Annotated in this window: 11 protein-coding genes and 1 pseudogene; 4 read left to right on the top strand and 8 right to left on the bottom strand. The window is 60.4% G+C overall.

Features of this window, described 5'->3' with window-relative positions; translation table 11 throughout:
- Positions 1-374: 374 nt before the first annotated feature.
- The 8 genes from argF to ACXPUX_RS03905 form a co-directional block, all read right to left on the bottom strand.
- Positions 375-1289 (bottom strand): ornithine carbamoyltransferase, encoded by a 915-nt coding sequence (argF, locus tag ACXPUX_RS03940; protein WP_458830190.1) that lies wholly within the window; start codon positions 1287-1289, stop codon positions 375-377.
- Positions 1286-2488, bottom strand: a complete 1203-nt coding sequence (locus ACXPUX_RS03935) for an acetylornithine/succinylornithine family transaminase (protein ID WP_458830188.1) — start codon at positions 2486-2488, stop codon at positions 1286-1288. The genes argF and ACXPUX_RS03935 overlap by 4 nt, the downstream gene beginning before the upstream one ends.
- 99 nt (positions 2489-2587) lie before the next feature.
- Positions 2588-3442 carry an acetylglutamate kinase gene (argB, locus tag ACXPUX_RS03930; RefSeq protein WP_458830186.1) on the bottom strand — a complete coding sequence of 285 codons (855 nt, stop codon included), beginning with the start codon at positions 3440-3442 and terminating at the stop codon, positions 2588-2590.
- Positions 3443-3458: 16 nt separating this feature from the next.
- Positions 3459-4688 (bottom strand): bifunctional glutamate N-acetyltransferase/amino-acid acetyltransferase ArgJ, encoded by a 1230-nt coding sequence (gene argJ, locus ACXPUX_RS03925; protein ID WP_097783320.1) that lies wholly within the window; start codon positions 4686-4688, stop codon positions 3459-3461.
- Positions 4689-4721: 33 nt separating this feature from the next.
- Positions 4722-5663 carry an N-acetyl-gamma-glutamyl-phosphate reductase gene (gene argC / locus ACXPUX_RS03920; RefSeq protein ID WP_458830184.1) on the bottom strand — a complete coding sequence of 314 codons (942 nt, stop codon included), beginning with the start codon at positions 5661-5663 and terminating at the stop codon, positions 4722-4724.
- Entirely contained in the window at positions 5660-7060 is a 1401-nt protein-coding gene (gene argH, locus ACXPUX_RS03915) for an argininosuccinate lyase (RefSeq protein WP_458830182.1), read from the bottom strand. The genes argC and argH overlap by 4 nt, the downstream gene beginning before the upstream one ends.
- A 134-nt stretch (positions 7061-7194) precedes the next feature.
- Positions 7195-8427: an argininosuccinate synthase gene (locus ACXPUX_RS03910; RefSeq protein WP_458830180.1), complete on the bottom strand. Its 1233-nt coding sequence runs from the start codon at positions 8425-8427 to the stop codon at positions 7195-7197.
- A 632-nt stretch (positions 8428-9059) separates the two neighbouring features.
- The gene (locus ACXPUX_RS03905) at positions 9060-10118 is read right to left on the bottom strand and encodes a PTS transporter subunit IIC (RefSeq protein ID WP_316540086.1); all 1059 of its coding nucleotides are present in this window, start codon (positions 10116-10118) and stop codon (positions 9060-9062) included.
- Between the two features lie 391 nt (positions 10119-10509).
- Between ACXPUX_RS03905 and ACXPUX_RS03900 the strand changes: the two genes are divergently transcribed.
- The 4 genes and pseudogenes from ACXPUX_RS03900 to ptsP all read left to right on the top strand — a co-directional run bounded on the left by ACXPUX_RS03900 (position 10510) and on the right by ptsP (position 15446).
- Positions 10510-11931, top strand: a complete 1422-nt coding sequence (locus tag ACXPUX_RS03900; protein ID WP_458830177.1) for a GH25 family lysozyme — start codon at positions 10510-10512, stop codon at positions 11929-11931.
- A 554-nt stretch (positions 11932-12485) separates the two neighbouring features.
- Entirely contained in the window at positions 12486-13139 is a 654-nt protein-coding gene (locus ACXPUX_RS03895) for a DUF4830 domain-containing protein (protein ID WP_458830175.1), read from the top strand.
- Between the two features lie 281 nt (positions 13140-13420).
- Positions 13421-13684 (top strand): HPr family phosphocarrier protein, encoded by a 264-nt coding sequence (locus ACXPUX_RS03890; RefSeq protein ID WP_112091379.1) that lies wholly within the window; start codon positions 13421-13423, stop codon positions 13682-13684.
- 102 nt (positions 13685-13786) lie between these two features.
- A pseudogene (ptsP, locus tag ACXPUX_RS03885) lies at positions 13787-15446 on the top strand (phosphoenolpyruvate--protein phosphotransferase).
- Positions 15447-15515: the final 69 nt, after the last annotated feature.

Raw genomic sequence — 15515 nt, 5'->3', positions numbered from 1 at the left:
ATGCACCTGCAAAAAACAGAAAACCGCCCGGTTTGCGGTTACCGGACGGTTTTCTGCTCTATAGGAATTATGGGAATGGCATATTAGACAGAGCACTGCTCTGTGCCCGTAGTATACCACAAACGGCGGCAAAAGTGGAGCATTTCTGCATGAATGACCCCTGAAATGCATCGAATCGCCCTGAAAAGCCCTAAAAAAGCCCTTGCGCACCCCTTTGGGGCACAAAAAAGGGACTGCTGCACAGTGCTGTGCAGCAGTCCCTGCGGGGTTATAAGGGGTTACGGGGCAGCGGCCAGCAAGACGCGAGTGCCGCCCAAGGCACGATGCGGATGCTGGGTGCCGCAACCCGATAGCGGCGGGCATTCCAAATCGTTTTACTTGTCCGCCAGCAGCACCGCCAGCACGGCTTTCTGGACGTGCAGACGGTTCTCCGCTTCGTCAAAGATCTCGTCCGCGTGCTGCTCGAACAGGGCGGTGGAGATCTCCTCGCCGCGGTGGGCGGGCAGACAGTGCAGCACCAGCGCGTCCGGCTTGGCGTTTTCCAGCAGACGGCCGGTCAGCTGGAAGCCCACAAAATCCCGCAGACGCTGCTCGCTTTCGGCCGTGCCGGGGGCGGTGGTGTTCCACGCGGCGGTAGCCACGATGTCTGCATCCCGCAAGCCCTCGGCGGGGTCGGTGGTCAGGTGGAAGGCATTGCCGTATTTGTGGGCAAACATCAGCACATCCGCTGCCGGGCGGTAGCCCGGGGGACAGACGCAGGATATCTGCATTCCCGCCAAAAGGCCGCCCACGATCAGGCTGTTGGCCATGTTGCTGCCATCGCCCACAAAGCAGAGCTTCAGCCCTGCCAGCGTGCCCCGGCGCTCCCGGATGGTCATCAGGTCTGCCAGCACCTGACAGGGGTGGGCGTAGTCGGTCAGGCCGTTGATCACCGGAATGCCGGAAAGCTCCGCCAGTTCCTCCAAGTCCCGCTGGCGGTAGGTGCGCCAGACGGCGCAGTCGTAGTAGCGCCCCAGCACCCGGGCGGTGTCCCGCAAAGGCTCGCCGCGCCCGGCCTGCAGCTCGGCGGTGTTCATGTAGTTGCCAAGACCGCCCATCTGGTACACGCCCACCTCAAAACTGGTGCGGGTGCGGGTGGACGCCTTGGAAAACAGCAGCGCCACGCTTTTGCCCGCCAGCAGCGGCTCGGTGCGGCCCGCCTTGCAGTCCGCTTTCAGCTGGTCTGCCACATCCAGAATGTGGGTCAGCTCAGCCGGGGAAAGGTCGCTCATTTTCAGCAGATTTTTCATACCTGCTCCTTCGAAGCCGTCGGCTCCATCGCGCCCAGCACATCGGCCAGCACATCCAGCGCCATGTCTACCTCGTGCTCGGAGACGGTCAGCGGCGGCAGCAGACGCAGCCGGGTCTTGGCGGTAAGCACCAGCAAGCCCTTTTCGCGGCAGGCGGCCAGCACATCCGCAGCCTGCACGTCAAAGAATTCGATGCCCACCATCAGGCCGATGCCGGAAATGTTCTTGACGTGGGGCAGCTTTGCCAGACCGGTGCGCAGCTGTACGGCGCGCTCGCTGACCTGTGCAAGGAAGCTCTGGTCCAGACGATCCACCACCACATTGGCACCGGCGCATACCACCGGGTTGCCGCCAAAGGTGGAGCCGTGGGTGCCGGGGGTCATACCCTCGGCTACCTTTTCATTCATCAGCACTGCGCCGATGGGCAGACCGCCGCCCAGCCCCTTGGCAAGGGTGACGATATCCGGCTTGAGGTTATAGTGCTCACAGCACAGGAAGGTGCCGGTACGGCCTACGCCGGTCTGCACCTCGTCCACGATGAGCACAAGGTCTTTTTCGTCGCACAGGGCACGCACGGCCTGCACATAGTCCGGGTCCAGCGCCATCACACCGCCCTCACCCTGAATGAGCTCCATCATCACGGCGCAGGTGTGGCGGTCTACCAGCTCCCGCAGGGCTTCGATATCCCCCGCTGGGACGTACTGGAAGCCCTCGTTGAAGGGGCCGAAGTAGTTGTGGAACACCCCCTGCCCGGTGGCGGTCAGGGTGGCAAGGGTGCGGCCATGGAAGCTGTTGACCAGCGTGATAACGTTGTAGCGGTCCTTACCGTAATGGTCTACGCTGTACTTGCGGGCGGCCTTGATGGCGCCCTCGTTGGCTTCGGCACCGGAATTGCCGAAGAAAACCTTGCTCATGCCGGTGCGCTTGCACAGCTTTTTTGCCAGCTTGCCGCAGGGTGCGGTATAGTAGAGGTTGGAGGTGTGCTGCAATTTGTGCGCCTGCTGGGACACAGCTTCTGCCCAAGCAAGGTCGCAGTAGCCAAGGCTGTTCACCCCGATGCCGCTGGTGAAGTCCAGATACTTCTGCCCCTCCGGGCCTTCGGCATACAGCCCGTGCCCCTTTTCCAGCACGATGGGGCTGCGGTTATAGGTGTGCAGGACGTACTCGTTGTCCCGCTTGATGACTTTTTCAGAATCCATAGGTGTACCTCCTGTGAATAGAAGTTCCGCGCATGCGCTGCTCCCCCGGAGGGAGCGTTTTTTCTATTATAATACTGCTTTTTCGCTTGCGCAATCTTTTTATTCGCGGTGGCTGCGGCGGTAAAAGCGGGTACCGGAGCCGCGGTCGGAGAACAGTTCCAGCAGGATGGAGTGCGGCACGCGGCCATCAATGATAACCGCCTCGTGCACGCCCTGATAGATGGCATCCGCCATGCCGCCGATCTTGGGGATCATGCCGCCCGCAATGATACCGGCAGACTTGTAGCCCTCGATCTCGGTCACCTCCACCTCGGGGATGAGGGTAGTCTCGTCCTCCTTATCCCGCAGCAGACCCGCGATATCGGTCATGGACACCAGCTTTTCCGCCTTGAGAGCAATGGCGATCTGTGCAGCGGCAGTATCCGCGTTGACGTTGTACGCCTGCCCAAGGTCGTCCATGCCCACGGTGGCGATGACCGGGATAAAGCCGCCGTCCAGCAGGCTTTCGATCAGGGTGGCGTCCACATGGACGATCTCGCCCACATGCCCCAGCTGGGGGTCCAGCTCGGTGCAGCGGAGCATCTGTCCGTCCATGCCGCACAGACCCACGCCGCGTCCGCGCAGCTTTGCCACAAGGTCTTTGTTCACCTTACCGGCCAGCACCTGCTGCACGATCTCCATGGTGGCATCGTCCGTCACCCGCAGACCATTGGCAAAGTGGCTCTCCACGCCCACCTTCTTGAGCATCTCGTTGATGGCGGTGCCGCCGCCGTGCACCAGCACCACCCGCACGCCCAGCAGCGTCAGGGTGACAAGGTCGTTCATCACGGCGTTTTTCAAGCTCTCGTTGATCATGGCGTTGCCGCCGTATTTGATGACCATGGTCCTGCCATGGTATTTCTGGATATAAGGGGTGGCCTCCGAAAAAAGCCGCGCCATTTCTTCGTTTTTCATCTGTTCTGCGCTCCTGTCAGGTTCTGTAATCGCCGTTGATCTTCACATAGTCGTAGGTCAGGTCACAGCCCCATGCCTTGGCGCTTGCCTCGCCGGTGCCCATATCCACCTTGACCAGAATATCGTGCTCTGCCAGCACCTTGGCGGCTTCGTCCTCGCTGTACGGATGATAAGCAGCGTTCTCGCATACATACACCTCGCCCGCCTTGCTGGAAAGCCAGACGCAGACCTTGTCAATGGAAAAGTCCCCGGGGGTGTAGCCGATGGCGCACAGGATGCGTCCCCAGTTGGCATCGCGGCCAAAGACCGCCGCTTTGAACAGGTTGGAGCAGACCACGCTGCGGCTGACGGCGCGGGCGGTTTTCAGGTCGGGCGCGTGGGTCACCTCGCAGGTAATGAGGTGGGTAGCGCCCTCGCCGTCTCCGGCGTGCTCGGCGCACATGTGCTCTGCAATGGCGGTCAGCGCTGCCACAAAGGCGGCGTAGTCCGCGTTCTCCTCGCAGATCTCCGGGTTGCCCGCAAGACCGGACGCCATAATGATAAGGGTATCGTTGGTGGAGGTATCCAGATCCACGCTCATCTGGTTATAGGTGCCGGGTACCACGGTCTTGAGCGCCTTTTCCAGCAGCGCGGGCGAGACGGCGGCATCGGTGGTGTAGAACGCCAGCATGGTAGCCATGTTGGGGGCGATCATGCCGCTGCCCTTGCCGATTGCACCCACGGTGCACACCTTGCCGCCCAGCTCGAACTGGATGGCGTACTCCTTTTTATGGGTGTCGGTGGTCATGATGGCGGTGGCAGCGTCCGTGCTGCCCTGCGCGGTGGCAGCCAGCTTTTCCGCTGCCGCCGGGATGCCCCGGGCAAAGGGGTCGATGACCATGGGCTGACCGATGACGCCGGTGGAGGCGGGCAGAACGTCCTTTTCGTCCATGTTCAGCGCCTTGCCCACCAGCGCGCAGCACTCCTCAGCCAGCGCCACGCCGTTGGCGGCGCAGGTGTTGGCGTTGCCGCTGTTGACCACAATGGCCTGTGCATAGCCATCGGCCAGATGGGCGCGGTCCACCTTGATGGGCGCACCGCAGACCTTGTTGGTGGTGTACACGCCCGCAGCAGCGCAGCGCACCTCGGCCTTGATGAGCGCCAGATCGTATTTTTCGCTGTGATTTGCCCGGATGCCGCAATGGACACCGGCGGCGGCAAAGCCCTTGGGCGCGCAGATGCCGCCCGCAACTTCCTTATACTGCATAACGATTTTCCTTTCCCACAAAGAAAAACAAGTTTATTCCAACCCTTTGGTCTCTTCCAGACCCAGCATCAGGTTCATGCACTGGACGGCGGCGCCGGAGGAGCCTTTGCCCAGATTATCAAACAACGAGACCAGCATCATCTGCTCTCCGGCGGCGTTCACGGTCAGGTACAGCTCCATGCGGTCGGTGCCCGCCATGGCATTGGAGTACAGGCCGTTTTCCGGCAGTGGCTCGTTCAGGCCGTGCACCTTGACGGTGGCGGCGTCCTTGTAGTAGTCCGCAAGGGCGGCAGCCACGGCCTCGGCAGTGGTGCCCGCAAGGCCAAGATCCAGCGGCACCAGCACCTGCATCCCGCAGTAGTAGTCGCACACCACCGGCACGAACATCGGCGTGTGCGCAAGACCGCTGATCTTCTGCATCTCCGGCAGGTGCTTGTGGCCAAGGCTCAGGCCGTAGCTTTTGGGCGCATCCAGCTTGCTGTGCGCCGGGCGGTCGGGGCTTTCGTAGTCCGCGATCATCTTTTTGCCGCCGCCGGAGTAGCCGGAGATACCGGTGCAGCTGAAGGGGTACTCCTTTGCCACCAGCCCCAGCTCCACCAGCGGGCGGGCAATGCTGATAAAGCCGCTGGCATAGCAGCCGGGCACTGCCACGCGGTAAGAGTTCTGAATTTTTGCCTTCTGTCCCTTCAGCTCCGGGAAACCGTAGTCCCATGCGGCATCGGTGCGGAAGGCGGTGGAGGTATCCAGCACCTTCACGTCCGGGCGCAGCAGGGGAATGACTTCTTTAGAAGCCGCATCCGGCAGGCAGAGGAAGGCAAGGTCGGCAGAATTGATGACCTTTGCCCGCTCGTGCACGTCCTTGCGCCCTTCGGCAGAGATGGACAGCAGCTCGATCTCCGGGCGCTCGGCCAGACGGTCGGCGATGCGCAGGCCGGTGGTGCCGGAAGAGCCATCAATAAACACCTTTACCTTCATGCGTTTTCCTCCTCCCATGCGTCCAGCCGCGCCGTTGCCAGCGCGATCTGCACGCTGGACACTGGCGGCGCTGCGCCGCCGTAGCTGGTGCGACCCTCGCAGCAGTGCACAAGGTCGATGGCATCATAGATATCGGCTTCAAACAGCGGGCTGTAGCTCTGGAACTGGGTCAGGGTCAGCTCCTCCAGCGTTTTGTCGGCGGCAATGCAGTCCGACACCATGCAGCCGGTCAGCTTGTAGGCATCCCGGAAGGGCATTCCCTTCTTGGTCAGGTAGTCGGCACAGTCGGTGGCGTTGATAAAGCCCTTTGCGGCGGCGCGGCGCATATTGGCGGGCAGGGTCTTCATGGTGTCCAGCATGGGGGTGATGGTCTTGAGACAGAGCTCCAAGGTGTCCACTGCATCAAAGATGGCTTCCTTGTCCTCCTGCATATCCTTGTTGTAGGCCAGCGGCAGACCCTTCATCATCACCAGCAGGGTGTTCAGGTCGCCGTACACCCGGCCGGTCTTGCCGCGGATGAGCTCGGTAACGTCGGGGTTCTTCTTCTGGGGCATGATGGACGAGCCGGTGGTAAAGGCATCGTCCAGCTCGATGAACTTGAACTCCCAGCTGCACCACAGGATGATCTCCTCGGAAAGCCGGGACAGGTGCATCATGCAGATGGAAATGGCGCTTGCAAGCTCGATGCAGAAATCACGGTCGGACACGCCGTCCAGACTGTTGGCGCAGGGGGCGGCGAAGCCCAGCTTTTCGGCGGTGAAATCCCGGTCCAGCGGGTAAGTAGTGCCTGCCAACGCACCCGAGCCCAGCGGGCACTGGCTGTCCATGCGGGCGGTGGCGTCCGCAAAGCGGTCGAGGTCGCGCAGCAGCATGGAAGCGTAGGCCATCAGCGCGTGGCCGAAGGTGATGGGCTGGGCACGCTGCAGATGGGTGTAGCCGGGCATGACGGAGGCGGTGTTCTCCGCCGCCTTTTTGCACAGCACCCGCACCAGCTCCACGATGTAGGCCTGCAAGGTCTTGCTGTAATCCCGCAAAGTCAGGCGGATATCCAGCGCCACCTGATCGTTGCGGCTGCGGCCGGTGTGCAGCCGCTTGCCCGCATCCCCGATACGGGCGGTCAGGGTCTGCTCCACAAAGGTGTGCACGTCCTCGGCGGCGGGGTCGATGGTCAGCGCACCGCTGGACAGGTCGTCCGCGATGGAAGCCAGACCGCTGAGGATATCCGCACAGTCCTGCTCCGAGATGATGCCCTGCCGTGCCAGCATGGCGGCATGGACGCCGCTGCCGCGCATATCCTGCGCGATCATCCGCTGGTCGAAGCGGATGGAGGAGTTGAAGTCGTTGACGCGGCTGTCCACCGCCTTGGAAAACCGACCTTTCCAGAGTTGTTCTGCCATAATATAAACTCCTTATAAAAACGGCAAAGCCGCCGCAGGGGAAAACGCTCCTGCGGCGGTGCCGCCGGCAACGATGCCGGTGTGAGAACCCGCGTGTGAAAGTGTGAAAACACACGCAGTCGAAAATGTTGCGGTTACTTGACCTCCGGCCAGTTCTTGGACAGCTTTGCACGCTCCTTGATGGACAGGCCGAACAGGTTGATGAAGCCTGCGGCATCGGCCTGATTGTAGTCCTCGTCCTCACCGAAGGAAGCGGTCTGCTCGTCGTACAGGGTGTACGGAGAGGTGACACCGGCGTTGATCATGTTGCCCTTGTAGAGCTTCAGCTTCACATCGCCGGTAACAGTCTTTTCCAGACTGTCGGCAAAGGCATCCAGTGCCTCGCGCAGCGGGGTGAACCACTGGCCGTTGTACACGATATCGGCGTACTTCTGTGCCAGCTGTGCCTTGAAGTGAGAGCTTTCCTTGTCCAGCGTGATGGTCTCCAGCACGTCAATGGCCTTGTACAGGATGGCGCCGCCGGGGGTCTCGTACACGCCGCGGCTCTTCATGCCCACCAGACGGTTCTCCACGATGTCCAGCAGACCGATGCCGTTTGCGCCGCCCAGCTTATTCAGGTACTCCACCAGCTCCACAGCGCCCATCTCCTTGCCGTCCACAGCGGTGGGAACACCCTTTTCAAAGTGGATGGTCACATAGGTGGGCACATCGGGTGCCTGCTCGGGGCTGACACCCAGCTCCAGAAAGCCGGGCTTATTGTACTGGGGCTCGTTGGCGGGGCACTCCAGATCCAGACCCTCGTGGCTCAGGTGCCACAGGTTCTTGTCCTTGGAGTAGTTGGTCTCGCGGTTGATCTTCAGGGGGATGTGGTGCGCCTCGGCGTAGTCGATCTCCTCGTCACGGCTCTTGATGTCCCACTCACGCCACGGAGCGATGATGGCCATATCCGGGCAAAGTGCCTTGAGGGTCAGCTCAAAACGCACCTGATCGTTGCCCTTGCCGGTGCAGCCGTGGCAGATGGCGTCTGCGCCTTCCTTGATGGCGATATCCGCCAGAGCCTTGGCGATGCAGGGACGTGCAAAGCTGGTGCCCAGCAGGTAGTCCTCGTACTTCGCGCCGAACTTCAGGGTGGGGAAGATGTAGTTCTCCACAAAGTCCTTCTTCAGGTCCAGCACGTACAGCTTGGAAGCGCCGGTAGCCTTGGCCTTTTCTTCCAGACCGTCCAGCTCCGTGCCCTGACCCACGTCACCGGAGACAGCGACGACCTCGCAGTTATTGTAGTTTTCCTTCAGCCAGGGAATGATGATGGAGGTATCCAGACCGCCGGAGTATGCCAGCACAACTTTTTTGATGTTTTCCTTTTTCATGATAAACGCGCTCCTTTAATAAAAATACACTTTTGTTCTCTGATGCGCATTTCCCTTCGCATCCTCTGTCTTTCGTTTGCGGTTGATGCTTTTATTATACGCAGCGCGGGTTTTCCGTCAATGCTAAAAACTGCCAAACATAGCACCCGTTTCGCTTTTCTTTTGGTTCAATCTGTATCTTTATACAGATATTATTAAATATATGCATATTTTATGCATTTTGAGTGTATTTTTTCATGGGATTTGGGGGAACTCCCTCAGTCAAAGCCTGACGGCTTTGACAGCTCCCTCGGGGAGGGAGCCTCTGGCGCAATGGCAAAGTTTCTTATTGCGTCCGAAACTTTAGCGATGATGTTAACGGCGTGCGCCCTCTCAGTCACCTGCGGTGACAGCTCTCCCAAGGGGAGAGCCAAGAACACTGCCGGAAACTTTCTCATTACTTCTAAAGCTTTAGCAACGAGCCTTAGACCTTGGCTCTCCCTTTGAGGAAAGACTTCCCCCGCTCCGGGGGAAGATGTCACCGTAGGTGACAAAAGGGGGAATCTGGCGCGGGAGCGCCTGAGAGGGCGTCCCCTTACAAACAAAACCACCGGAGCATCCGCAGACGCTCCGGTGGTTTCACTTATAACTATTTAGTTCAGCTTCAAATCGCCTTCCTTGATCCAGCCCAGCTTGCGCTCCACCTCGCAGAACACTACGCTGAGCACAGCGGGCAGCACAAAGCACAGCAGCACCATCGCAGCCCAATCCATGGGAGTGATGGCAGCCTTGGTACCGGCGGCAATATCGCTGACCCAGCCGGTGTAGACGCCGATCTGACCCACCAGACCGCAGGTGCCCATGCCGGAGGACACCGCCGCGCCGTTCATCTCAAAGTGGAACAGGCAGGTAGCCAGCGGGCCGGTGATGGCACTGGCCAGCGTAGGAGCGATCCAGATGCGGGGGTTCTTGATGATGTTGCCCATCTGCAGCATACTGGTGCCCAGACCCTGACTGACAAGGCCGCCTACACCGTTCTCCTTGTAGCTCATCACGGCAAAGCCCACCATCTGGGCGCAGCAGCCTGCCACGGCAGCGCCGCCGGCAAGGCCGGTCAGACCCAGTGCGGCGCAGATGGCGGCGGAGGAGATGGGCAGGGTCAGTGCCACGCCCACGATGACCGACACCAGAATGCCCATGACCAGCGGAGCCTGCTCGGTGGCCCACATGATCAGGGTGCCCACCTGACTTGCGGCTGCGCCGATAGGTGCGGCGATGAGCATGGAAAGCCCGACGCCCGCAAAGATGGTCACCAGCGGGGTGACAAGGATATCCACCTTGGTCTCCTTGCTCACTGCCTTGCCCAGCTCTGCTGCCACAATGGCAATGATGAGCACGGCCAGCGGGCCACCTGCACCGCCCAGCGCATTGGCCGAGTAACCCACGGTGATCAGGCTGAACAGCACCAGCGGCGGGCAGTGCAGTGCCCAACCGATGGCGCAGGCCATGGCGGGGCCGCTCATAGCAGTGGCGTAGCCGCCCAGATCCACCAGCAGTGCAAGACCGGTCTGCTGACCCACCGTCTTGATGATGGTGCCGATGAGCAGACTGGCAAACAGGCCCTGCGCCATTGCGCCCAGCGCGTCAATGAGGTAACGCTGCGGAGAGATGACGATATCCTTCCGCGCCAAAAATTCTTTCAGCTTCGACATAAAACTTGCCTCTCTATCCAAAACAGATCGTTAAGGTTACGAACGTATGCCCTGTATCATACCATACACCTGTCAAGACAGCAAGGGGTTGCTGGAAAAATTGTGAAATTTCGGCTTTGTGCAATGTTCTGCCCCGCCGGAACGTATTCCATTTGGAACATTTTCCGACACACTGCCCCGGTGGAGAATTTGTGTAGAAGCCCGCTGTGCCGTTGACTGCTCCCCGCGTGCGGGTGTATACTAGAGGAAAAGTAAAGTTATTATCCGCCGTCCTTTTTATCCTGAGCGCATGGGCGGCGTGGAATAAAAGCGGGCCCGCCCCGGGCAAGGGGCAAAGACCCGGTGCAGCGCAGCGCTGCACCACCGGGAGATTCGGAGGCAGAGACGACAGATGAAAAAACGATTTGACCGATCCGGCACAGCCCGCCGCAAGGCGGCGGCAGCCGTTGCAGCGCTGACCATGGCGCTGGTTCTGGCTGTGGGCGGCACAGGGGCAGCGACCCTGCTGTCTGCACAGCCGGAAACTTTGACCGTGGGTGCGGTCGTGCCCCATATTACCGCCGAAACGCCGCAGGCAAGCAGCCCGGCAGCGGCTGACCCTGCACCGGCCACCGAGAGCACAGCGGCCACCGCCCCGGAGCAGGAAGCGGAAAGCACCGCGCAGCCGCAGCAGACTGACCCCGCCCCGGTGCAGACAGAAAAACCGGAAACCGCCGAAGCCGAAACTACCGCACCGGAAGAGACCGTAGAAGCACCGGAAGCACCGGCACAGCCCGCCGAGGATGCCGCCCTGGAAGAGGAGAACTCCCCTGCCATACTGCTGGAGGAGACCCCGGAGCTGGCCGCACAGGACCCGCAGGCTCCCGCAGCGGACGGCACCGCCCAGAACGACACCGCCAGCCAGCACACCCCGGAGGACAGCGTACTGCTGACCCCGGAGCAGATCCAGCAGGCGCTGGATTCCGGCGCGCTGGAGGATGCCGAAGCGCAGTGCATCGACCTGACCGATGAAAACGGCTTTTTCCGTTGGCTGTTCAACTGGCTGTTCGGCATTAAGGAGGAGGAGCCCGCCTACTCCGGCTGGCGCACCGAGAACGGCAAGACCTACTACTACGCGCAGGACACCAACAAAAAGGTCACCGGTCTGCGCTCCATTGACGGCAAGCTGTATTATTTCGACGCTAACGGCGTTAAACAGGACAATGTAACTTTTGGCATCGACGTGTCCAAGTATCAGTCCGGGCTGGACTGGAACAAGATCAAAAAATCCGGCGTGAGCTTCGTCATCATCCGCATCGGCTACCGGGGCTACGGCGCTGCGGGAAACCTGGTCAAGGACCCCATGTTCGAGGAGCACTTCACCAACGCCCGCAATGCGGGGTTGAAGGTGGGCGTGTATTTCTTTACGCAGGCCGTGAACGAAGCCGAGGCGCAGGAGGAGGCCGAGGGCTGCAACTGGGCACTGAACGGCCGGATGCTGGACTACCCCATCTTCTACGACACCGAGGCTTCCACCGCCCCGGGCGGCACCGGCCGCGCCGACGGTCTGGGCGCTGAGGACCGCACCAAGTGCGCCATCGCCTTCTGTGAGCGGGTAAAGGAGCTGGGCTACAAGCCCGGCGTGTACGCCTCCACCACATGGTACCGCAAGCGGGTGGATTACAACACCCTGCGCAGCCGCTACACCATCTGGAACGCCCACTACGGCGTCTCCTCCAGCCCCATCGGCTGTGACCTGTGGCAGGGCACCGAGAAGGCCCGCATCAACGGTTACAGCGGTGAGCTGGACGCCAATATCAGCTATATCGGGTAACCTAAAAAGGCTGCTGCACACGCCCTGTGCAGCGGCCTTTTTCCTGCCGTGGGACGATTGGGAATGCGCTCCGCAGGGGATACCCTCTCAGTCATCGCTGCGCGATGCCAGCTCCCCCGAAGGGGGAGCTTTTTGAGGTGGCGGGAAAGTTTCTTGTTGCGCTTGACGATTTAGCACTGAGGGCAACGGCGTGCGCCCTCTCAGTCAAAGCCTACGGCTTTGCCAGCTCTCCCAAAGGGAGAGCCAAGAGCATTGCCGAAAGCTTCCTCATTATATCCTAATGCTTTAGCAACGAACGTAACGGCTTGGCTCTCCCTTTGAGGAAAGACTTCCCCCGCTCCGGGGGAAGATGTCACCGCAGGTGACAAAAGGGGGAATCTGGCGCGGGAGCGCCTGAGAGGGTTCAGCCCGCTGAAAGCCCGCAAAAGCCTTTCCCGCAGCGGAGCACATTTTAAATCATCCCCCCTGCCGCAAAAACAGGGCATACTTCCCTGTTTTTGTGCATAAGCTGGTGGCAGAGTATGCAAGCGCAAATGGCGGGGAGGCATGGGGATATGTTTGTGGTAACACTGAGCAAGACGAGCCTGAAAAAGCTGGGAGCAGGGGCAGCGTGCTGCGCGCTGGTGGTGTTCAGCGCCATGCTGGGGCGGTTCATCAGTACCCGGACGGTGGCGGTGGCTGCCCCGGTGAACCGTATCGAGAGCGCACAGGACATCCAGACATGGTTCACCGGCTACGGGCTGGAGGTGGATGGCGCATCCATCACGGCGGATAAGGTCAAGATCCCCCGCAAGTGGGACGACAGCTTTTCCGCTTTCAACGGGGTGGTGCAGCAAAGCGGCATGGATCTTGCCCGCTACAAGGGCAAAACGGTGGAAAAATGGTCGGCGCTGCTCCCGGCGGCAAGCAACGGCGAGACCAGCCGCTACGGCGTGCTGCTGGTGTACAAAAAGAAGGCCGTGGGCGCATATCTGCTGGAAAAGCCCTCCGGCACGGTGCTGGGGCTGCAGGACGCCCAGAACGAGCTGGCAAAGCAGACCTCCGGCGAGGATTACAGCGGCGACTGGGGCGAGCGGCACGATGAGCAGCTGACCGACGACACCGCGCAGCAGACCTCCGGTGAACCGGAGACAGAGCCCGAAGCCGCCCCGCAGGCAGCGCCCTACACCGAGCTGCCGCTGGACGCGGAGGGCTACCCTGTGGAATAGGGACAGCATTCGGGGAAAAACGACCTTTTTTAAGCTCTTGTCCGGCAGTTGCACAAACTGCCTAGTTTTTACAAACGATTCGACAAAAATTAGACAAAACACGGATTTTTGTCGCATCCGTATGTTTAAATGTAACAAAAAATTCTTGTAAAAATCGGCAATATGAAACGGTGCAAAAAAACCGGTACGGGTTTATAATAGTAGTATACCGATCCCCGTTGGCAAAGCCATGTTCCGGGGCTGAATGTGCAGCCCGGGCAGAGGGATCCAGTAAGGAGAAAATGATTATGAAGGAATTTCAGTACACTGTTAAGGATGCCTGCGGCATCCACGCCCGTCCCGCCGGTCTGCTGGTCAAGACCGTGAAGGGTTTTGCAAGCACCGCTACCCTCGAGAAGGACGGCAAGAGCTGCGATATGCGCAAGCTGATGGCCCTGATGGGCATGGGCGTCAAGCAGGGCGAGACCGTGACCATCAAGGTCGAAGGCGATGATGAAGAAGCAGCCGCAGAGGCCATCCAGAAGTTCCTGAGCGAGAACGTCTGAGCCGCGGCTTGAAAGCCGAGCCCTCGCGGGAAAACTGCGGGGGCTTTTTTGACAAAACGCCGGGCGCTGCACGTCCGGCTGTAAGTGGAAGGAGAACGTGCTATGCAGGTAGGCACCGGCAAAAGCGTGCTCAATGGCATCGCCATTGGCAAGCTGAAGATCTATAAGAAAGAAGATCTATAAGAAAAAAGATACCGCGATTTCCACCGCTCCTGTGGCAGATACCGCCGCAGAACTGGAGCGCTTTGAAGCTGCCCGCCAGAAGGCCATTGAGCAGCAGACCGCCCTGTACGAAAAGGCACTGGCAGAAGCCGGTGAGGACATCGCCGAGGTGTTCAACATCCACGCCATGATGCTGGATGATGACGACTTTGTGGATGCCATCAAGGAGATCATCAACGGGCAGAAGATGTGCGCCGAGTACGCCGTCAAGACCGCCGGCAACAATCAGGCTGCGGTGTTCTCTGCCATGGATGACCCGTATCTGCAGGCCCGCAGCGCCGATGTGCTGGACATTGCACAGGCCATGCTGGACATTCTGCAGGGGGTGGACAACGCTTCTCTGCAGGGCACCGAGCCCAGCATTCTGGTAGCCGAGGATCTGGCTCCCTCCGAGACCGTGCGCATGGACAAGAGCCTGCTGCTGGGTTTTATCACCCGCGAGGGCAGCTCCAACAGCCACACCGCCATTCTGGCACGCAGCATGAACATCCCCGCCCTGATCCAGTGCAAGGCCATTCAGGACGACTGGGACGGCAAGATGGCTGTGGTGGACGGCTACAACGCCTGTGTGTATGTGGACCCCACCCCCGACCTGCTCAAGAGCCTGAAAAAGCGCCAGCAGGAGGACCAGAAAAAGCAGGCCCTGCTGCAGGAGCTGAAGGGCAAGCCCAACACCACGCTGGACGGCAAGACCATCAACGTGTTTGCCAACATCGGCGGCATGGGCGATGTGGGTGCTGTGCAGCAGAACGACGCCGGCGGCGTGGGTCTGTTCCGCACCGAGTTCGTTTACCTGAACTGCAAGGACTTCCCCACCGAGGACTACCAGTTCGAGGCTTACAAGCAGGTGGTGGAAAGCCTTGCACCCCGCAAGGTGGTCGTGCGCACCTGTGATATCGGCGCAGATAAGACCGTGGATTATATGAAGCTGGATCACGAGGATAACCCCGCGCTGGGCTACCGCGCCATCCGCATCTGCCTGACCCGCAAGGACTTCTTCAAGACCCAGCTGCGCGCGCTGCTGCGGGCTTCTGCCTACGGCAACATGAGCATCATGTTCCCCATGATCACCAGCCTGCGGGAGCTGCAGGACGCCAAGGCTGTTCTGGAAGAGTGCCGCGCCGAGCTGACCGCCGAGGGCGTCAAGATGGGGCAGAACGTTGAAGTTGGCACCATGATCGAGACCCCCGCCGCCGTGCTCATCGCGGACGAGCTGGCCGCCGAGTGCGACTTCTTCTCCATCGGCACCAACGACCTGACCCAGTACACCTGCGCACTGGACCGTCAGAACGCAAAGCTGGAGCCCTTCTTCAACCCGCACCACCCCGCCGTGCTACGCGCCATCAAGATGACCATTGAAGCCGGTCACCGTCACGGCATCTGGGTAGGCATCTGCGGCGAGCTGGGCGCCGACACCGCCCTGACCGAGACCTTCCTGCGCATGGGCGTGGACGAGCTGTCCATGAACGCCAAGAGCATCCTGCCGGTGCGCAAGATCATCCGCAGCGTAGACCTGAGCAAGCCCTCTGAGAAGGCCTGACCCGGAGCAGGACGATTTAAAATGGCTTCCGCTTGCGCTCTAGCCATTTTCAGCGGAAAAATATTATTA

This window comes from Faecalibacterium sp. PGM34, assembly GCF_054456555.1.
This window is presented reverse-complemented; position numbering and strand designations above follow the sequence as displayed.